This is a genomic window from Thalassotalea loyana, assembly GCF_030161435.1.
GTDB lineage: Bacteria > Pseudomonadota > Gammaproteobacteria > Enterobacterales > Alteromonadaceae > Thalassotalea_G > Thalassotalea_G loyana.
Window position 1 is genome coordinate 90,239 of record NZ_BSSV01000009.1, and the last position, 19,466, is coordinate 109,704.

The 19,466-nt window shown below is 41.3% G+C and carries 28 protein-coding genes and 1 riboswitch; of the genes, 10 read left to right on the plus strand and 18 right to left on the minus strand.

Annotated elements, in window-relative coordinates; genetic code table 11:
* Window positions 1-38 precede the first annotated feature (38 nt).
* From QQK05_RS17205 to speD, 10 genes are all read left to right on the plus strand, one after another.
* Entirely contained in the window at window positions 39-536 is a 498-nt protein-coding gene (locus QQK05_RS17205; protein WP_284300947.1) for a GNAT family N-acetyltransferase, read from the plus strand.
* A 103-nt stretch (window positions 537-639) separates the two neighbouring features.
* Window positions 640-1,224: an anthranilate synthase component II gene (locus QQK05_RS17210; RefSeq protein WP_284300949.1), complete on the plus strand. Its 585-nt coding sequence runs from the start codon at window positions 640-642 to the stop codon at window positions 1,222-1,224.
* Window positions 1,225-1,286: 62 nt separating this feature from the next.
* Complete coding sequence (locus QQK05_RS17215) at window positions 1,287-2,432, plus strand: HDOD domain-containing protein (RefSeq protein ID WP_284300952.1); 1,146 nt, start codon at window positions 1,287-1,289, stop codon at window positions 2,430-2,432.
* Between the two features lie 312 nt (window positions 2,433-2,744).
* The gene (locus tag QQK05_RS17220; RefSeq protein ID WP_284300954.1) at window positions 2,745-3,959 is read left to right on the plus strand and encodes an aspartate aminotransferase family protein; all 1,215 of its coding nucleotides are present in this window, start codon (window positions 2,745-2,747) and stop codon (window positions 3,957-3,959) included.
* A 64-nt stretch (window positions 3,960-4,023) separates the two neighbouring features.
* Entirely contained in the window at window positions 4,024-5,040 is a 1,017-nt protein-coding gene (astA, locus tag QQK05_RS17225) for an arginine N-succinyltransferase (protein ID WP_284300955.1), read from the plus strand.
* 14 nt (window positions 5,041-5,054) lie between these two features.
* Window positions 5,055-6,521 carry a succinylglutamate-semialdehyde dehydrogenase gene (gene astD / locus QQK05_RS17230; protein ID WP_284300957.1) on the plus strand — a complete coding sequence of 489 codons (1,467 nt, stop codon included), beginning with the start codon at window positions 5,055-5,057 and terminating at the stop codon, window positions 6,519-6,521.
* Window positions 6,522-6,710: 189 nt separating this feature from the next.
* Window positions 6,711-7,508: a DUF1338 domain-containing protein gene (locus QQK05_RS17235; RefSeq protein WP_284300959.1), complete on the plus strand. Its 798-nt coding sequence runs from the start codon at window positions 6,711-6,713 to the stop codon at window positions 7,506-7,508.
* Between the two features lie 121 nt (window positions 7,509-7,629).
* Window positions 7,630-7,983 carry a DUF3802 family protein gene (locus tag QQK05_RS17240; RefSeq protein WP_284300961.1) on the plus strand — a complete coding sequence of 118 codons (354 nt, stop codon included), beginning with the start codon at window positions 7,630-7,632 and terminating at the stop codon, window positions 7,981-7,983.
* Between the two features lie 100 nt (window positions 7,984-8,083).
* Window positions 8,084-8,488, plus strand: a complete 405-nt coding sequence (locus QQK05_RS17245; RefSeq protein WP_284300963.1) for an OsmC family protein — start codon at window positions 8,084-8,086, stop codon at window positions 8,486-8,488.
* A 23-nt stretch (window positions 8,489-8,511) separates the two neighbouring features.
* Window positions 8,512-9,324: an adenosylmethionine decarboxylase gene (speD, locus tag QQK05_RS17250; protein WP_284300965.1), complete on the plus strand. Its 813-nt coding sequence runs from the start codon at window positions 8,512-8,514 to the stop codon at window positions 9,322-9,324.
* Window positions 9,325-9,348: 24 nt separating this feature from the next.
* Here the strand turns inward: speD and QQK05_RS17255 are convergent, their stop codons facing one another.
* The 18 genes from QQK05_RS17255 to rplN form a co-directional block, all read right to left on the minus strand.
* A complete protein-coding gene (locus QQK05_RS17255) occupies window positions 9,349-10,248 on the minus strand; it encodes a phosphoribulokinase (protein WP_284300967.1) in 900 nt (299 codons plus the stop codon).
* Between the two features lie 197 nt (window positions 10,249-10,445).
* A complete protein-coding gene (gene rplQ / locus QQK05_RS17260) occupies window positions 10,446-10,847 on the minus strand; it encodes a 50S ribosomal protein L17 (protein ID WP_284300969.1) in 402 nt (133 codons plus the stop codon).
* A 37-nt stretch (window positions 10,848-10,884) separates the two neighbouring features.
* Window positions 10,885-11,874: a DNA-directed RNA polymerase subunit alpha gene (locus QQK05_RS17265; protein ID WP_284208406.1), complete on the minus strand. Its 990-nt coding sequence runs from the start codon at window positions 11,872-11,874 to the stop codon at window positions 10,885-10,887.
* Window positions 11,875-11,902: 28 nt separating this feature from the next.
* Window positions 11,903-12,523: a 30S ribosomal protein S4 gene (rpsD, locus tag QQK05_RS17270; protein WP_193022429.1), complete on the minus strand. Its 621-nt coding sequence runs from the start codon at window positions 12,521-12,523 to the stop codon at window positions 11,903-11,905.
* Between the two features lie 22 nt (window positions 12,524-12,545).
* Window positions 12,546-12,935: a 30S ribosomal protein S11 gene (rpsK, locus tag QQK05_RS17275; RefSeq protein ID WP_193022430.1), complete on the minus strand. Its 390-nt coding sequence runs from the start codon at window positions 12,933-12,935 to the stop codon at window positions 12,546-12,548.
* An 11-nt stretch (window positions 12,936-12,946) separates the two neighbouring features.
* Window positions 12,947-13,303, minus strand: a complete 357-nt coding sequence (gene rpsM, locus QQK05_RS17280; protein ID WP_284300972.1) for a 30S ribosomal protein S13 — start codon at window positions 13,301-13,303, stop codon at window positions 12,947-12,949.
* 150 nt (window positions 13,304-13,453) lie between these two features.
* Window positions 13,454-13,570, minus strand: coding sequence for a 50S ribosomal protein L36 (gene rpmJ, locus QQK05_RS17285; protein ID WP_284300974.1), 117 nt, complete (start codon window positions 13,568-13,570; stop codon window positions 13,454-13,456).
* Between the two features lie 18 nt (window positions 13,571-13,588).
* Window positions 13,589-14,914 carry a preprotein translocase subunit SecY gene (gene secY, locus QQK05_RS17290; protein ID WP_284300976.1) on the minus strand — a complete coding sequence of 442 codons (1,326 nt, stop codon included), beginning with the start codon at window positions 14,912-14,914 and terminating at the stop codon, window positions 13,589-13,591.
* A gap of 8 nt (window positions 14,915-14,922) precedes the next feature.
* Window positions 14,923-15,357, minus strand: coding sequence for a 50S ribosomal protein L15 (gene rplO / locus QQK05_RS17295; RefSeq protein WP_193022434.1), 435 nt, complete (start codon window positions 15,355-15,357; stop codon window positions 14,923-14,925).
* Between the two features lie 2 nt (window positions 15,358-15,359).
* The gene (rpmD, locus tag QQK05_RS17300) at window positions 15,360-15,539 is read right to left on the minus strand and encodes a 50S ribosomal protein L30 (RefSeq protein ID WP_189378502.1); all 180 of its coding nucleotides are present in this window, start codon (window positions 15,537-15,539) and stop codon (window positions 15,360-15,362) included.
* A 6-nt stretch (window positions 15,540-15,545) separates the two neighbouring features.
* Complete coding sequence (gene rpsE, locus QQK05_RS17305) at window positions 15,546-16,049, minus strand: 30S ribosomal protein S5 (protein WP_284300982.1); 504 nt, start codon at window positions 16,047-16,049, stop codon at window positions 15,546-15,548.
* A 9-nt stretch (window positions 16,050-16,058) separates the two neighbouring features.
* On the minus strand, window positions 16,059-16,412 hold the full coding sequence (gene rplR / locus QQK05_RS17310) for a 50S ribosomal protein L18 (protein ID WP_284300984.1): 354 nt from the start codon (window positions 16,410-16,412) through the stop codon (window positions 16,059-16,061).
* Between the two features lie 9 nt (window positions 16,413-16,421).
* On the minus strand, window positions 16,422-16,955 hold the full coding sequence (gene rplF, locus QQK05_RS17315) for a 50S ribosomal protein L6 (protein WP_284300986.1): 534 nt from the start codon (window positions 16,953-16,955) through the stop codon (window positions 16,422-16,424).
* An 11-nt stretch (window positions 16,956-16,966) separates the two neighbouring features.
* A complete protein-coding gene (gene rpsH / locus QQK05_RS17320) occupies window positions 16,967-17,359 on the minus strand; it encodes a 30S ribosomal protein S8 (RefSeq protein WP_284301100.1) in 393 nt (130 codons plus the stop codon).
* A gap of 13 nt (window positions 17,360-17,372) precedes the next feature.
* A complete protein-coding gene (rpsN, locus tag QQK05_RS17325; RefSeq protein WP_284300988.1) occupies window positions 17,373-17,678 on the minus strand; it encodes a 30S ribosomal protein S14 in 306 nt (101 codons plus the stop codon).
* Window positions 17,679-17,689: 11 nt separating this feature from the next.
* Complete coding sequence (rplE, locus tag QQK05_RS17330; RefSeq protein ID WP_284300990.1) at window positions 17,690-18,229, minus strand: 50S ribosomal protein L5; 540 nt, start codon at window positions 18,227-18,229, stop codon at window positions 17,690-17,692.
* A gap of 16 nt (window positions 18,230-18,245) precedes the next feature.
* Window positions 18,246-18,560 carry a 50S ribosomal protein L24 gene (gene rplX / locus QQK05_RS17335; RefSeq protein WP_284300993.1) on the minus strand — a complete coding sequence of 105 codons (315 nt, stop codon included), beginning with the start codon at window positions 18,558-18,560 and terminating at the stop codon, window positions 18,246-18,248.
* 12 nt (window positions 18,561-18,572) lie between these two features.
* Window positions 18,573-18,941 carry a 50S ribosomal protein L14 gene (gene rplN / locus QQK05_RS17340; RefSeq protein WP_284300995.1) on the minus strand — a complete coding sequence of 123 codons (369 nt, stop codon included), beginning with the start codon at window positions 18,939-18,941 and terminating at the stop codon, window positions 18,573-18,575.
* A gap of 187 nt (window positions 18,942-19,128) precedes the next feature.
* A riboswitch (TPP riboswitch) is annotated at window positions 19,129-19,242 on the plus strand.
* The last annotated feature ends 224 nt before the right edge of the window (window positions 19,243-19,466 follow it).

Here is a 19,466-nt window from a genome sequence, read left to right on the forward strand (position 1 = left end):
TATTAGCCACCGAGTTCGTCAAAAATTACCGAAGCGCCATGCAAATTATCGACTGCCAATACGAGCAACAAAGTGAAACCATCCTAGCGTTATTTAATCACGCAATTATTCACTCTACCGCACTTTATGAATATCACCCTCGAACACTGGACGATATTAAGCAATGGTTTGAGGCGAAATCAGCGCATAAATTTCCCGTCATTGGGGTTATTGATGAAAACAATCAACTTCTTGGATTTGCAAGTTATGGCGCATTTCGCCCATACCCTGCTAATAAGTTCACGGCAGAACTAGCCATCTACGTAGACCAACAGCATCATGGCAAAGGCGTGGCAACACAGCTGATGACCACGTTAATTGAGCGTGCTAAATCACAAGGCTTACATACAATCATTGCGGCGATAGATGAACAAAATCAAGCGAGCATTGAGCTACACAAAAAGTTTGGTTTTGTGCATACAGGCACACTAAAAGAAGTTGGATTCAAGTTTGAAAAGTGGTTAAACCTTTGTTTTTATCAACTCATGCTAACCTAGGTACGCGAAACCAAATAAAGAAAAGACGACTGATATTATTATGCAGTATCGCATAAATTGATTTAAACTATGCGCCGTTTACAGAAGTACTGGTGAAATAATCATGTTGTTGATGATCGATAATTACGATTCATTTACTTACAATTTAGTGCACTATTTTCAAGCGATTGGACAGGACGTCGAAGTCTATCGTAACGATGAAATATCGCTTGAAAAAATTAGCGAACTTGCACCTCATTGTATCGTGATTTCACCTGGCCCATGCGATCCAGATAGCGCAGGTATCTCACTGTCGGTTATCGATGCATTTGCCGGTAAAATTCCAATACTTGGCGTATGTCTTGGACATCAAGCTATTGCCCAACACTTTGGTGCCAAGGTAATAAAGGCTAAAAAAGTGATGCATGGCAAAACCAGCATGATTACACATAGAAATAGCGGACTGTTTGAAAAACTAGACAACCCGTTGCAAGTGACTCGTTATCACTCGTTGATTGTTGATAAATCTACCTTGCCAGAAACTTTAGCAGTAACAGCATGGTCTACAGATGAAAATGGTCAACAAGAAGAAATCATGGCACTTGCGCACAAAACGTTGCCAATCGCCAGCGTACAGTTTCATCCAGAATCTATTTTGACAAACCAAGGCCATGAATTACTTAAAAACTTTATTCGCGTATATACTTAATTCGATTAATGTTTTAACAAGAATTACCGATATAGTATGCTGGAATAGAACATAAGCCTGATATGAAGATTTTTGAGCAAAACGAACTAGTATCCCCAATTTACCACCGAGCACTGAGCCTTTGCATTAGTAATGAATTTGCAAAGCAAAGCCTTGGTGAGCATGCGTTCGTGGATTATCAAGATAGTGAACAGGCTAATCGTCGACGTGAACTTCTAGCCGTTGAAGCCCAGGCTAATAAAAATAAAATCATCGAACAATATGGTAAAAATCACTTTAAACAACAGGTGATGGACGATCTGTATGCGAAAGTTAGAGATGGATTTAACGACGAGTTCGACAACAAAGAGCATCTGTTTAATTCAACGTTAAACATTCAAATGGCGACCGCCGATATTTTGGAATTGTTATGTTTACGTGCTGCATCAATTAAGCGCATCACACCACTGGTAAACTCATTACCTTGGCTTGGCGATGAATTAATTAATTTAGTAAACAAACCTCAATATAGAAAAAACGCCGACGTAAAAGTTTCAAACCCAGCATTGGCATTAAGCTACATAGGGCTAGACAATCTTAAATTAGTAGCGCCAACATTTATTCTCAAACACTGGTTACCACCAAGCACTCAACCCTTTGGGTTGATGAAACGCAAATTGTGGAATCACAGTTTATCTATTGGCATTGCTTCAAAAACGTTAGCCAAAGCTAACGGCCTTGATGAGTATCAAGCCTTTTGCGCTGGTATGTTAATTAATATTGGTAACCTAGCTGTTACCCGATGTTTTTTACGAACGTACAACGAAATTCATCAACAAGAACTACGTCAAGCCTATGATGATAAAGATAAGAAGTTACATAACACGCTTGTCGAGCTTGAAACTGCGCCTGAGTTTTTATTAGAACAACTCGCGAATAGAAGTTTCACTATTAGTGCAGATATGGTCGAACTGATGAACTTTGAACGACTGCGTATTACTGATGCAATTTTTGATGTTGCTCATACGCCACAAATCTCACAAATGAATGAGCTTGCACAAATCGTGATTAAGGCGATTGGCTATGTCTCTTTTAGAATGTTGGCGAAAGAATCGCTAATTGATAATGAAGAGAGCAAAATTCTATTAACAGGTTCGGGGCTGACGACTCAAGATATCACTTTATTACGACGCAGTGATATCGATCATTTAAAGCTTAACTTCAATTAACAACGAACAACTCCTACCTCGTATTTTTTTGTGCTTAGTTATGAAGTAGCGCGATCAGTGCTTGATGTCCCTACTTCGCCCTCAAGTGTTAGATTTACTATAAATCAAGTAATTTGCTTATAAAAAATAGTTATGCACGATAACTGAATAAAACCCTTAAAACCTTATTTTATCTAGCCTTCAGAGCTATTCAAACAAGACAAACGTATATTTTTCTGCCATAATAACCGCCTATTTTTGCTCAGTAATTGAATAGTCAGTTCACTTGAGCAAGCAAAATTATTATTCGATTTGCAACATGAGGAGAGAGAGATGTCTAACAAGTTTCCTGTAGACCGCGCATTATTCGACGATGTAATGGTTCCTAACTATGCCCCTTCAGCGGTTATTCCAGTACGCGGTAAAGGTTCTCGTGTTTGGGATCAAAATGACAACGAATTGATCGATTTTGCAGGTGGTATTGCCGTTAACTGTTTAGGTCATTGTCACCCTGCATTAGTTGGTGCATTAAAAGAACAAGGCGAAAAAATCTGGCACTTATCAAACGTTATGACCAATGAGCCAGCATTGCGTTTAGCTAAAAAGTTAGTTGATAACACTTTCGCTGAAAAAGTTTACTTTGCTAACTCAGGTGCTGAATCAAACGAAGCAGCATTAAAATTAGCTCGTCGTTGGGCATTAGATGTTCACGGTGAAGACAAAACACAAATCATCGCATTTAAGCAAGGCTTCCACGGCCGTACATTCTTCACAGTAACTGTTGGTGGTCAAGCAGCATACTCAGACGGTTTTGGTCCAAAGCCTGGTGATGTTGTTCACGCAGAGTACAACAACTTAGAAAGCCTTAAAGCGCTTATTTCTGACAAAACTTGTGCTGTGATGATGGAACCACTTCAAGGTGAAGGTGGTATCGTGTCACCAACTGACGAGTTTGCTAAGGGCGTTCGTGAGTTATGTGACCAACACAATGCGTTATTAATTTTTGATGAAGTACAAACAGGTGTTGGCCGTTTAGGTACGCTATACGCATACGAAGGTTTAGGTGTAACGCCAGATATCTTAACTACTGCTAAAGCATTAGGTGGCGGTTTCCCAATCGGCGCAATGTTAACGACGACTGAGTTAGCTAAGCACTTAAAGATTGGTACACACGGCTCAACATACGGCGGTAACCCACTAGCTTGTGCTGTTGGTGAAGCTGCATTTGATACAGTGAATACACCGGAAGTATTAAACGGCGTTACAGAAAAAGCGAAAATCTACGTTGACGGCTTAAATGCTATCAATGCTAAGTACGACGTATTCAAGGAAATCCGTGGTAAAGGCTTATTGATTGGTGCTGTATTAAAAGATGAGTACCAAGGACGAGCTAAAGATTTCTTAGTTGCAGCGATGGCAGAAGGTGTAATGACACTTGTTGCTGGTGCAAATATTGTGCGTTTCGCTCCATCTTTAGTTATCCCTAACGAAGATATCACTGAAGGTTTAGCTCGCTTCGAAAAAGCTGTAGCTAAAATCGCTCAGTAAGACTTATCGATGCTCATGAGTTCAATACTCATGAGCAGTTCTTTCAAGAAACAGGATAATTTTTATGATTATTATACGCCCTATTCGACATAGTGATTATGATTCACTTCATCGCATCGCTATTGAATCAGGACACGGTTTTACATCACTCCCTGTCAATGAAACCTTATTAAAAAGCCGCATCGAGCGTGCTGAAGCATCTTTTTCCAAACACGTAACGCAGCCTGGTACAGAAGGCTACTTGTTTGTAATGGAAGATACTGAAACTGGCCAAGTAGTTGGAACTAGTGGTATCGAAGCAGCTGTTGGTTTAGACGATGCCTTCTATCACTATCACTTAGGTAAAGTAGTCCATCACTCTCGTGAACTCGAGATTTACAACACAGTAGAAACACTCTCTTTGTGTAATGACTACACAGGTGCTTCTGAAATTTGTACGTTGTTTTTATCGGAAGGTTTCCGTAAGAATAACAATGGACGTTTTTTATCGCGTTTTCGTTTTATGTTCATGGCAGAGCATACTGAACGTTTCTCAGACACCGTTATTGCTGAAATGCGTGGCGTATCAGATGAAGAAGGCCGCTCACCATTTTGGGACTGGTTAGAAGATCATTTCTTCTCGATGGACTTTCCGACCGCTGATTACCTAACGGGTATTGGTAAAAAGGTCTTTATTGCAGAATTAATGCCGAAGTACCCAATTTATGTCAATTTGTTGAGCCCAGAAGCACAACAGGTGATCAATAAGGTACACGATAAAACAGTTCCAGCATTACGTCTGCTTGAAGCGGAAGGTTTTGCTCGCCGCGGTTATGTTGATATTTTTGATGGCGGTCCGACAGTAGAAGCCAACTTAAATGACATTCGAACGGTTCGTCATAGCAATAAATACCAAGTGATTATTGGTCAACCTACTGAAGATGCAAATTACATAATTTGTAATACTAAAGTAGCTGATTTTAGAGCGACACAAAGCCAAGTTTCAGTTCGTGAAACAGCAAATCAGGTCGTTATTTCGCAAGCTGTTGCAGATGCCCTCATGGTCACAGAAGGTGACTGGGTGCGTATTGCCAGCAACTAAATAGAGGATTATTCATGTCTCAAGCGATTCAATTTATTAACGGTACTTGGCTTGAAGGCCAAGGCCACGACATGCAGTCGTTAAACCCAGCTAAAAACGAAGTTATTTGGCAAGGTAAAACAGCGACAGCGACGCAAGTAGACCAAGCTATTGATGCAGCACGAGATGCTTTCAAAACTTGGGCTTTAATGTCATTAGAAGAGCGTATTGCGATTGTTGAAAAGTTTGCCGAGCAACTAACAACAAATAAAGAAGCACTAGCTATTGCGATAGCGCAAGAAACTGGTAAACCGCTTTGGGAAACTCGCACTGAAGTAGGCGCAATGGTTGGTAAAGTTGCTATTTCATTGAAAGCCTATCACGAGCGCACTGGTACAGTTGAAAATCCAATGCCTGGCGCTAAAGCGTTTATACGTCACAAGCCACATGGTGTTGTTGCGGTATTTGGCCCGTACAACTTCCCTGGTCATTTACCTAATGGTCATATCGTGCCTGCATTAATTGCTGGTAACACCGTAGTATTTAAACCAAGTGAATTAACGCCAATGGTTGCGCAAGAAACGCTAAAACTATGGGAAAAAGCTGGTTTACCTGCTGGTGTAATTAACCTAGTTCAAGGTGAAGTAGACACGGGTAAAGCATTAGCAAGCCATGATGATATTGACGGTTTGTTTTTCACAGGTAGCTCAACAACGGGTAAATTGTTGCATGAGCAATACGCTGGTAAGCCAGGTAAAATCTTAGCGTTAGAGATGGGTGGTAATAACCCACTGATCATCAAAGACGTAGAAAATACTGATGCAGTTGTTCACGATATTATCCAATCAGCATTCATTACAACAGGTCAACGTTGTACTTGTGCTCGTCGAGTCTTTATCCAAGAAGGTGTGGAAGGCGATGCGCTTATCGAAAAGTTAGTTGCAGCGACTAAAGCAATTAAAATTGGTTATTACGATGATGAAGAGCAACCATTTATCGGCTCTATGATTTCTGAAAGAGCTGCTTTAGGTTTGGTTGACGCACAAGCAGAACTTGTTGAGCTAGGTGCAACTGCTTTATTACCGCTTACACATAAAGAAGCAGGTACAGGCTTTGTTACACCGGGTATTTTAGATGTCACCGCTATTAACATGCCTGATGAAGAGCACTTTGGTCCGTTATTAAAAATCTACCGTTACAGTGATTTTGATAAGGCCATTGCTGAAGCGAACAACACACGCTTTGGTTTATCAGCTGGCTTATTAGCAGACAGCCAAGCAGACTACGATCACTTCTTCGTTCGTATTCGCGCAGGTATTGTGAACTGGAACAAGCCGATTACAGGTGCAAGCTCAGCGGCACCATTTGGTGGCATCGGTGATAGTGGTAACCACAGAGCGAGCGCTTACTACGCAGCTGACTACTGTGCTTTCCCTGTTGCTTCTGTTGAAGCTGAAAAGGTTCAGTTACCAGCTACATTAAGCCCAGGTTTAAGTATTTAATATGCTTAACCTCGATTATCAACATGAAGTAGCTGGGTTACGACCTGGCTTCTTCAAAAATATCGATAATCTATAACTTATCTGACGAATGGTAAGCGATTACCTTCGTCATGAGTTTTCTCCTCTGTCAAAAAACTTCGCTTAACATTCACCCTACTCGTTTTTATTCATAGAATATGAGGCAGTATTATGACTACACAAGTGAAAGCACTATTTGATAATATTTGGGACAACTACCTAGAAGTTACGCCTTCTGCGAAGAACGTTCACCAATTATTAGGCTCTGGCAACGATTTAATCAATGATCACGTTGCTTACCGTACATTCAATATTGATAAAGTAAGCATTGATAAACTATCTGCTCATCTTGAAGCGTTAGGTTATGTTGAGAAAGGTGAATACCATTTCGAAGCAAAAAAACTGTACGCAAAGCACTTTGAGCATGCTGACAATACATTACCAAAAGTATTCATCAGCCAGTTACTGGTTGAAGAGTTTTCTGACGAAGCACAAACCATTATTCGTAAAATGGTTGATCAAATTGACGAAAAAGCTATCGCAGATGAGAGCTTTTTGTACTCAGGTACACATTGGCAAGTGAGCTCAGAAGATTACAAAACACTCCTAGCTGAAAGCGAATACGCTGCATGGATGGCTGCATGGGGTTACCGCGCAAATCACTTTACTGTAAGCATCAACCACTTACAGAACTATAATGACATTGAAACGGTAAACCAAGCACTTAAAGATGCAGGTTTCGTGCTAAATGCGTCAGGCGGTGAAATTAAAGGCGATCCTCAAGTTAAGCTTGAGCAATCATCTACAATGGCTGACCAAGCGGTTGTTGAGTTTAGTGATAAAGCAATGGAAATTCCTAGCTGTTTCTATGAATTTGCGAAACGTTATCCACTGGAAGACGGTACACTTTACTCTGGATTTGTTGCTGCTTCTGCAGACAAAATTTTTGAGAGTACCAACGCAGCATAACGCTAATTTTTACCTAAAAGGGCCTTCACATTGAAGGCCTTTTTTTTACCGCTACAATAGCTTGCTTGAGCAAGTCTGCATTTTTCAGTAAAGTAAGGAAAAAGTTTAAGATTTATTTTTTATGGTAACTGACACTGACGGCTACGTACACATAATTGAATACCTTACCGAACACCTATCTCTATTTGAGAATACCACAGACCAAGTGACGAATGGTAAGACCGTGATGGCCGCGATCGAAAACGAGTTGAGTGAGCAAATCATCAATGTTTGCAGTCAGAATGCCGCCCTATCGTTTAATCAACGTAACACAGTTATTCGCGAAGTTGATTCAATTGTTTATGATCTACAAGAGATTTTGTCTGGCGTTGTAAACAACCCTGTGACTGATGAACAAGACATGTTCATCAAAGAATTCGCGCTATTAATCAAAAACCTATTTGATACAGAAATTCATACTCATCTACTCGTATAATTAACAGCAAACTCATTCCGCTATTTAGCTAAAATTTTGCTACAGCTTTCAATTGTCCTAATGGTAATATAGCGCCAAAATTACTATAAGGATTATCAACATGAAAGCGACAGTAAAATGGGTCGGCGATGAAACGTTTATGGGCACTTCTGAGAGTGGCCATATCATAAACATGGATGCCAATGGTGGTAATTTAGCACCAAGCCCAATGGAAAACGTATTAATGAGTTTAGGTGGATGCTCGTCTGTTGATGTGGTCAGCATTCTTCAAAAATCTCGCCAAGATATTCGGGACGTTAAAGTCGAAATTTCAGGAAATCGTGTTGATACTATTCCTAGAGTTTTTTCTGATATCCATCTACATTTTGTAGTTACAGGTACCGAAGTTAATGAAAAGCAGGTTGAGCGTGCTATTAATTTATCTGCAGATAAATACTGCTCAGTTGCATTCATGCTAAATAAGTCTGTAAAAATCACCCACGACTTCGAAATTGTTAACGTATAAAACATTGGTTTGAGGACCCGATATTGATTAAGCCTTTACCTAAATTAAAACTACATGGTTTTAATAATTTAACTAAAAGCTTAAGTTTTTGTATTTATGACATTAACTATGCAAAAACCACACAACATCAAAAAGAGTATATCGAATATATTGATGAGCAATACAATGCTGATCGGTTAACCGATATCTTAAAAGAAGTGTGTAATATTATTGGTGCGAACGTGCTGAATATCGCACGTCAGGACTATGACCCGCAGGGCGCAAGCGTAACAATCTTGGTGTCTGAAGAAGAAATGGCAAGTGGTGACGAGTTTGAGGACAGTGAAAAACCTGGGCCACTACCAGAATCCGTTGTATCGCATTTAGACAAAAGTCATATCTGTGTGCATACCTATCCTGAAAGTCACCCAGTCAATGGTATTTCAACGTTTAGAGCAGACATTGAAGTATCAACTTGCGGTGTCATTTCTCCTTTGAAGGCATTGAACTACCTGATTCATAGCTTTGATTCTGATATTGTTACCCTTGATTACCGCGTGAGAGGCTTCACACGCGACGTAAACGGTGAAAAGCACTATATTGACCATCAAATCAATTCGATTCAAAATTTTCTTGCTCAAGAAACCTGTGACCAATATCAAATGGTTGACGTAAACGTTTATCAAGAAAACCTCTTTCACACTAAAATGATGTTGAAAGAATTTGATTTAAGTAAATATATATTTGGCTCAGGACTTGATGATTTTTCAGATGACGAGCAAGACATCATCAGCAAGCACTTACAACGTGAAATGCAGGAAATATTCTATGGCAGAAACTTGCCTGAGATGAATTAAGCCAGAATTTAAACAACTACCAAATTACAGGTCAGCCATCCAATCGAGCTGTTGGTTGGCCTGCGCTTTCTTATGCATAAGGTCTCGAATAAGTGGCGTTAAAATTAACTCCATTGCGAGTCCCATCTTGCCACCAGGCACCACTAAAGTATTTACACGTGACATAAATGCGCCGTCGATCATACTTAGGTAAAATGGAAAATCGATATTTTCTGACTCTCGAAATCTAATCACAACAAAGCTTTCATCTAGCGAAGGAATGGCCTTGGCACTAAATGGATTAGAAGTATCGACGGTAGGCACACGCTGGAAGTTAACGTGAGTACGTGAAAATTGTGGCGTGATAAAGTTAATATAGTCGTCCATGGAACGAACGATACTATGTGTTACCGCCTCTCTGCTATGACCGCGTTGATTGGTATCACGGATGATTTTTTGAATCCACTCTAGGTTGACAATAGGGACCATACCAATAAGTAAATCGACATACTGTGCAACATCATTTTTATCGGTGACAACGCCACCGTGTAGGCCTTCATAGAATAATACGTCTGTACCTTCTCCGAGCTCTTCCCATGGCGTAAAAGTACCTGGCATTTGGTTATATGGCACAGCTTCATCAAACGTGTGCAAATAACGTCTCATTCGCCCTTTACCAGTCTCAGAGTAGTCTTTAAATAATCGCTCTAACGCATCAAAGTCATTAGCCTTATCTCCAAAATAGCTAATGTTTGTGCCTTCTTCTCTTGCCTTGCGTTTTTCAAGGTCCATTTCCTGACGAGAAAATCGGTGAAAGCTATCCCCTTCAACATTAACTGACGTAATACCAAGCGTTCTGAAGATGTGCTCAAATGCATCAGTAGTTGTTGACGTACCTGCTCCAGAGGAGCCAGTCACAGCGATAATCGGGTTTCTAGAAGACATCTATATAAAGTACCTAAAAAACTATGCCCTAAGTTTATACGTACAAACGCTCGTAATAGCAAGTCCAGATCACTTTTCCATAATTCTTCAAACCATGGTTCACTCATTGTTTATTGATCGTGTCATTGTATTAACAGTAAATTTTGGGCATAAAAAAACGGAGCATAGTGCTCCGTTTTTTATGAATCATTGAAAGATTAAGCCTCTTCAGCTACTTCTTCTGTCTCTGTTGCTTCAACAACTGGACGGTCAACTAATTCTACATAAGCCATAGGCGCTTTATCACCAGTACGGTAACCGCATTTTAAGATGCGAGTGTAACCACCTGGACGTTCTTGGTAACGAGGACCAAGTTCGCTGAATAATAAACCTACTACTTCTTTATCACGTGTACGAGCGAAAGCTAAACGACGGTTAGCTACGCTGTCTTCTTTAGCCAATGTAATTAATGGCTCAACAACGCGACGTAATTCTTTAGCTTTAGCAACAGTCGTTTTGATAACGCCGTGCTTCACTAATGAGCTTGCCATATTGCGGAACATCGCTTGGCGATGACTGCTATTACGGTTTAACTGGCGACCGCTTTTACGATGGCGCATAAGTTAATCCTTCTCTACTAAAAAAACGATGATCGACCTAGTCGTTGTCAGCAATGCTTTCAGGTGGCCAATTCTCTAGGCGCATACCTAAAGATAAACCACGAGACGCTAAAACGTCTTTGATTTCAGTTAAAGACTTCTTACCTAAGTTAGGTGTTTTAAGAAGCTCAACTTCTGCACGCTGTACTAAGTCACCAATATACTGAATTGCTTCTGCTTTCAAACAGTTAGCTGAACGAACTGTAAGTTCTAAATCATCAACTGGACGAAGAAGAATCGGATCAAATTGAGGTTTCTCTTCTTTTTGTTCCGGTTCGCTAACATCACGTAATTCAACAAACGCATCTAGCTGTTCAGCTAAGATGGTTGAAGCGCGACGGATAGCTTCTTCTGGGTCTAACGTACCGTTAGTTTCCATGTCGATAACTAACTTGTCTAAGTCAGTACGTTGCTCAACACGAGCAGCGTCAACATCGTAAGCAATTCTTTCTACAGGACTGAACGACGCATCTACAAGTAAGCGACCGATTGCACGTTCTTCTTCTTCCGCGTCACGACGCGTTGAAGCTGGAACGTAACCACGACCAAGCTCAATCTTGATGCGCATGCTGATTGAACCATCACCTGTTAAGTGACAGATAACATGTTCTGGGTTTGCAATAGTTACATCACCATCATGTTGGATATCAGCTGCCGTTACAGGGCCTTCACCTGATTTAGTAAGTGTTAAAACAGCTTCGTTTTTACCTTCTAAACCTACAGCTAAACCTTTTAAGTTTAACAAGATTTCGATGATGTCTTCTTGAACACCTTCTTTGCTGCTGTACTCGTGTAATACACCGTCGATTTCAACTTCAGTTACAGCACAACCTGGCATTGAAGATAATAAAATGCGACGTAACGCATTACCTAAAGTGTGGCCAAAACCACGCTCTAAAGGCTCTAAAGTTACTTTAGCGCGAGTTGAACTTAGTGTTTCAATGTCCACTAAACGTGGTTTTAAGAATTCGGTTACAGAACCCTGCATTATGTCCTCTCTTAAAGTTTAAGCGTTACTACTTAGAGTAAAGCTCGACAATCAACTGTTCATTAATTTCCGCAGATAAGTCAGAGCGGTCAGGAACGCGTTTGAAAACACCTTCTAACTTCTTGTTATCTACTTCAACCCAGACTGGCTTTTCACGTTGCTCAGCTAACTCCATAGCAGCGATGATACGTGCTTGAGACTTAGACTTTTCGCGAACAGAAACCACATCTTCAGCTTTAACAGTGAAAGATGGAATATTAACTACTTTTCCATTAACTACGATAGCTTTGTGGCTAACTAACTGACGTGCTTCAGCACGTGTGCTAGCGTAACCCATGCGGTAAACTACGTTGTCTAAACGAGTTTCTAAAAGCTGTAACAAGTTTTCACCTGTGTTGCCTTTAATACGCGCAGCTTGCTTGTAGTAGTTGCGGAATTGCTTCTCTAGTACACCGTAAATACGACGAACTTTTTGTTTTTCACGAAGCTGTACACCATAGTCAGATAAACGACCGCGACGCGCGCCGTGCTGACCAGGGATAGTTTCGATTTTACATTTAGTGTCAATCGCGCGAACACCTGACTTAAGGAATAAGTCGGTACCTTCACGACGGCTAAGCTTTAACTTAGGGCCTAAATATCTTGCCATGTTCTTTCTCCAACTATCCTAATTAAACGCGACGTTTCTTAGGAGGACGACAACCATTGTGAGGAATAGGAGTAACGTCAGTAATGTTGGTGATTTTAAAACCAGCAGCATTTAAAGCACGGATCGCAGATTCACGTCCTGGACCTGGGCCTTTAACGAATACTTCAATATTCTTCAAACCGAATTCTTGTGCAACTTTACCTGCACGATCTGCAGCAACCTGAGCAGCAAATGGAGTAGATTTACGTGAACCACGGAAACCTGAACCACCAGCAGTTGCCCAAGATAATGCATTACCTTGACGGTCTGTTAATGTCACAATTGTGTTGTTGAAAGAAGCATGGATATGAGCCATACCATCGACAACTTGTTTTTTTACGCGCTTACGCGTACGAACTGGAGTTTTTGCCATTGTCTAATCTCCTACTTCTTAATAGGCTTACGAGGCCCTTTACGTGTACGCGCATTTGTTTTAGTGCGTTGACCACGTAGAGGTAGACTGCGACGATGACGCAAACCACGGTAACAACCAAGGTCCATAAGACGCTTGATGTTCATTGAAACTTCACGACGTAAATCACCTTCAACGGTGTATTTACCTACTTCAGTACGAAGCACATCGATTTGAGCTTCGTCTAATTCACTGATCTTAGTTGATTCAGCAATACCGGCTGCCGCACAAATAGCTTTTGAGCGAGTTAAACCGATACCATAAATCGCAGTAAGGGCAATTACTGCATGCTTACGATCAGGGATGTTAATGCCAGCGATACGGGCCACTAACACATCTCCTATAACTATATTAAACACAACAGGTTGAAAAGCCCGTTAGGATACTCAACCTGACTCTTTTTTTGCAAAGCGAAGGCGCATTATACAGAAAAATCTGCATAATGCTACTTCAAAAAGATTTGATTGCTAACTAAGCAATTAACCTTGACGTTGTTTATGCTTAGGGTCGCTGCTACAAATAACACGAACAACACCAGCACGTTTCACAACTTTACAGTTACGACAAATCTTCTTTACGGATGCACGAACTTTCATCTTACTACTCCGTTAAACCTATCGGCCATAGCCTTTAAGGTTAGCTTTCTTAAGTACACTGTCATATTGATGAGACATCAAATGCGTTTGTACTTGTGCCATAAAGTCCATGATAACAACCACGATGATCAATAATGATGTTCCACCAAAGTAGAACTGAACATCCCATGCAATCATCATAAACTCAGGAACCAAACAGATAAAGGTAATGTATAACGCGCCCGCAAGGGTCAAACGAGTCATTACTTTATCGATGTATCGAGAAGTCTGCTCACCTGGGCGAATACCCGGGATAAAAGCGCCTGACTTCTTCAAGTTATCTGCTGTTTCACGCGGGTTAAATACTAACGCCGTGTAGAAGAAACAGAAGAAAATAATAGCTGCCGCTAATAACATTACATATAGAGGTTGACCCGGCGATAATGCCATTGAAGCCTCTTGTAAGAAATCTGCAACTGCACCTTCACCTTGTCCAAACCAGCTCGCAATTGAACTAGGGAACAATAAAATACTAGAAGCGAAGATTGGCGGAATAACACCAGCCATGTTCACTTTAAGTGGTAAATGAGTGCTCTGTGCCGCAAATACCTTACGACCTTGTTGGCGTTTTGCGTAGTTAACAACGATACGACGTTGACCACGTTCAACAAACACAACAAAGTAAGTTACTGCAAATGCAACAACTGCAATTAGCAACAAGCCTAATAAGTGCAATTCACCTTGACGCGCCATTTCTGCGGTTTGACCAACAGCAGATGGCAAGCCAGCAACAATACCTGCGAAGATAAGGATAGAAATACCATTACCAATGCCGCGCTCTGTAATTTGTTCACCTAACCACATTAAGAACATGGTACCGGTTACTAAACTTACAACCGCAACAAAATAGAATGCAGGGCCTTCATGAATTACAAGACCCGGCATCATAGCAGGTAAACCTTTCGCAATAGCGATAGATTGAACCGTTGCTAGCACTAAAGTGCCGTAGCGTGTGTATTGGCTGATTTTACGACGTCCAGCTTCACCTTCTTTCTTAAGCTCCATCATTGGCGGATGAATTACCGTCAATAGTTGCATAATAATCGAAGCCGAAATGTACGGCATAATACCTAAAGCCATTACTGAGGCGCGCTCAAGTGCACCACCGGAGAACATGTTAAACATTTCAACGATGGTACCCTTTTGTTGATCGAACAACTGAGCTAATACAGCGGCGTCAATACCAGGGATTGGCACAAATGATCCTAAACGAAACACGATAAGTGCACCGAACACGAACCATAATCTTTGCTTTAACTCAGACAAACCGCCTTGAGCGTTGTTATCCATTCCTGGTTTAGCCATAACCTGTATTATTCCTCGATTTTACCGCCAGCAGCTTCAATAGCTGCGCGAGCACCTTTAGTAACACCTAAGCCACGAACAGTGATAGGGCGAGTAATCTCACCAGACAACATGATTTTTGCTGTCTCAATGTTACGTGTAATTAGGTTAGCGTTTTTAAGCGCGTGGATGTCTACAACATCACCTTCGATTTTGTTTAACTCGTGTAAACGAACTTCAGCGTGAACTAAAGACTTACGAGAAGTAAAACCGAATTTAGGTAAACGTTGTTTTAAAGGCATTTGACCACCTTCAAAACCTGGACGAACACCACCACCAGAACGAGACTTCTGACCTTTGTGACCACGACCACCAGTTTTACCTAAGCCAGAACCAATACCACGACCTACGCGTTTCTTGGCCTTTTTAGCGCCTGGTGCAGGAGATAAAGTATTTAAATGCATTATTAATCCTCCACCTTAATCATGTAAGATACCTGATTAATCATACCACGTACAGACGGAGTATCTTCTAACTCAACTGTATGATTGATACGACGTAAACCAAGACCTTTTAAAGTTGCACGGTGCTTAGGTAAGCGACCGATTGAACTTTTAACTTGAGTTACTTTAACTGTTTTAGCCATGCTTAATTACCCCAAGATGTCTGCAACGTTTTTGCCACGCTTAGCAGCAACAGCTTCTGGCGATTTCATGTTCGCTAGAGCGCCGATTGTTGCACGGACAACGTTGATTGGGTTAGTAGAACCGTACGCTTTAGAAAGTACGTTCTGTACGCCAGCAACTTCAAGTACTGCACGCATCGCACCACCGGCGATGATACCTGTACCTTCAGAAGCAGGTTGCATGTAAACTTTAGAACCTGAGTGACGACCCTTGATAGGGTGTTGAAGAGTAGTACCCTTCAAGTCAACAGTTACTAAGTTACGACGAGCCTTTTCCATTGCTTTTTGGATTGCAGCAGGAACTTCACGTGCCTTACCGTAACCAAAACCAACACGGCCGTTACCATCACCAACTACAGTTAGTGCTGTGAAACTGAAAATACGACCACCTTTAACCACTTTTGAAACGCGGTTAACGGCTACTAGCTTTTCAACGAATTCACTTTGTTGTGTGTTTTCTACATTAGCCATTGTCAACTCCTAGAACTGAAGGCCAGCTTCACGAGCTGCTTCTGCTAACGCTTTAACGCGACCGTGGTAACGGAAACCTGAACGGTCAAATGCTACTGACTCAACGCCTTTAGCTTTTGCACGTTCTGCAATAGCTTTACCTACTGCTTGAGCTGCTTCGATGTTACCTGTTTTCTCAACTGATGCTTTAACTTCTTTGTCTAAAGTTGACGCTGCTGCGATAACTTCAGAACCAGATGCTGCAATTAATTGAGCGTAAATATGGCGAGGAGTACGGTGAACGACTAAACGATTCGCACCCAACTCGCTGATTTTAGCACGTGCACGCTTTGCACGGCGTAAACGAGATGTTTTCTTATCCATCGTATTACCCTACTTCTTCTTAGCTTCTTTACGGCGAACATTTTCGTCGCTATAACGAATACCTTTGCCTTTGTACGGCTCAGGCTTACGGTATGCACGAATGTTAGCTGCTACTTGACCAACCATCTGCTTATCAGCACCTTTAAGTACGATTTCAGTTTGGCTAGGAGTTTCAACTTTAACACCAGCTGGAATTGCATGATCTACCGGGTGTGAGAAACCTAGAGCTAAGTTTAAGCTCTGGCCCGCTGCTTTCGCACGGTAACCAACACCGTTTAGGATTAATTTCTTTTCAAAGCCAGCACTTACGCCAATAACCATGTTGTTGATTAATGCACGAGCAGTACCTGCTTGAGCCCAAGCGCCTTTACCGTCGTTAGCGATGTTAGTAACGATTGTGTTTTCTTCTTGAGAAATAACAACGTCACTGTGAATCGTACGAGATAATTCGCCTACAGGACCTTTAACTGTAATGTCTTGACCAGATAACGTAACTGTAACGCCAGCAGGAATTGACACAGGTGCTTTTGCAACACGAGACATATTCTTACTCCTTACGCTACGTAACCTAAGATCTCACCGCCTAAACCAGCTTTACGAGCTGCGCGGTCAGTCATTAAACCTTTAGAAGTAGAAACAATCGCAATACCCATGCCCGCTAATACTTGTGGTAACTCGTTGCTACCTTTGTATACGCGAAGACCTGGACGTGAAACACGTTTGATTGATTCAATAACTTCTTTACCATCGTGATATTTCAGTTCAACTGATAACTCAGGCTTAGCACCTTCGATTACAGAAACACCAGAAATATAACCTTCTTCTTTAAGTAAGTTAGCAATAGCTACTTTAAGCTTTGAAGAAGGCATAGTTACAGCAGTCTTTGCTGCTGCTTGACCGTTGCGGATGCGTGTAAACATGTCCGCGATAGGATCAGTCATCATAATTGCTTTCTCCTTATTACCAACTAGCTTTCTTAAGACCAGGAACTTCACCGCGCATAGTTGCTTCACGTAACTTGATACGGCTTAAACCGAACTTACGTAAGTAACCATGTGGACGGCCAGTCACGTTACAACGGTTACGTTGACGTGATGAACTTGAGTCACGTGGTAAAGATTGAAGTTTTAATACTGCATCCCAACGCTCTTCTTCAGAAGAATTAACGTTAGAGATAATTGCTTTTAACGCTGCACGTTTTTCAGCATATTTCGCAACTAATTTAGTGCGTTTTGCTTCACGTGCTTTCATAGATGATTTAGCCATAACTCTACACCTTATTTCTTAAACGGGAAGTTAAAGGCAGTCAGCAAAGCGTGACCTTCCTCGTTAGTCTTCGCAGTTGTTGTGATAGTGATATCTAAACCACGAATCTTATCAACTTTGTCGTAGTCGATTTCAGGAAATATGATTTGCTCACGTACACCCATGCTGTAGTTACCACGGCCATCGAAAGATTTCGGATTTAAGCCACGGAAGTCACGGATACGAGGAACTGAAATAGAGATTAAACGCTCTAAGAATTCCCACATACGTTCGCCGCGTAAAGTTACTTTTGCGCCAATAGGGTAGCCTTCACGAATTTTGAAGCCAGCAACTGATTTGCGTGCTTTCGTGATCATAGGCTTTTGACCCGAGATTGCAGTAAGATCATTTGTGGCGTGCTCTAATACTTTTTTATCAGTAATCGCTTCACCAACACCCATGTTTAGGGTGATCTTTTCAACTCGAGGGACTTGCATGACACTTTTGTATTCAAACTTCTTTTGAAGTTCTGCAACAACTGTATCTTTGTAAAAATCATGCAGTTTCGCCATCGTTTTACTCCAATAATTAAACTAATTCGTTGTCAGACTTAAAGAAACGTACTTTCTTACCGTCTTCAACTCTAAATCCAACGCGGTCCGCTTTACCTGTTTTAGGGTTAACGATCGCTACGTTAGATACGTGGATTGGTGCTTCTTTTTCTACGATGCCACCAGGTTGCTGTAACTGAGGTACAGGCTTCTGATGCTTCTTAACTAAGTTAACACCTTCTACAAATACTTTGCTGTCTTCAACAAGAACTTTAGTAACTTTACCAGTTTTGCCCTTGTCTTTACCCGCTAGTACGATGATTTCGTCGTTTTGACGAATTTTAGAGGCCATTGTTGTGACTCCTTAAAGTACTTCTGGTGCTAATGAAACGATCTTCATGAACTTTTCAGTTCGTAATTCACGTGTCACTGGCCCGAATATACGAGTACCAATTGGCTGTAAGCTTGCATTCAAAATTACAGCCGCGTTGCCGTCAAAGCGAATGGCTGAGCCATCCTGGCGACGAACGCCCTTTTTAGTGCGCACCACTACTGCGTTAACAACATCACCTTTTTTAACTTTACCGCGAGGAATTGCTTCCTTCACAGCAACTTTGATGATGTCGCCAATGCGTGCGTAGCGACGGTGCGAGCCACCAAGGACCTTAATACATTGCACGCGTCGAGCGCCACTGTTATCAGCAACGTCTAGCTGTGTTTGCATTTGGATCATTTTATGTGCTCCGCTGTTATATAAATTCAAGGTCGAAAAAGCCGACCCTTCACTGCCTTTTATACCCATCTAGAATTGATGGGCGCGAGATTATAACACCACTTTTTTAAAATTGGTACTCAAATAAACAAAAAATAGACAATCGCAATTTGGTCATTTATTTCACTCGCTAGATAGTTATAATGGGGACGACTTGTCGGAGTGCAAGAGGAAAAATATTTTCCTTGAGCTGAGATCGCGTATGCGGGATCCGTAGAACCTGTAGGTTAAGACCTGCGAAGGAAACAAGACTTCACTATATTGCACATCTTTGTGCCAAGCAGTTTTGATGCTGCTTTATATAGAGACGCACCTTCTCTACATCACTCCGTCTTTTGAAAATACCAATTTAATTAATGCTTTAGTCATCTCAGAGCTTTGTCAGAGGTGAGAGAACAAGAAAGATTTGTGTCAATATAGTTATTCTACATTGAGTAAATCTGCCGCGGTAATCTTGCCTCTGACAAGCTCCCGAAGGGCGAATTT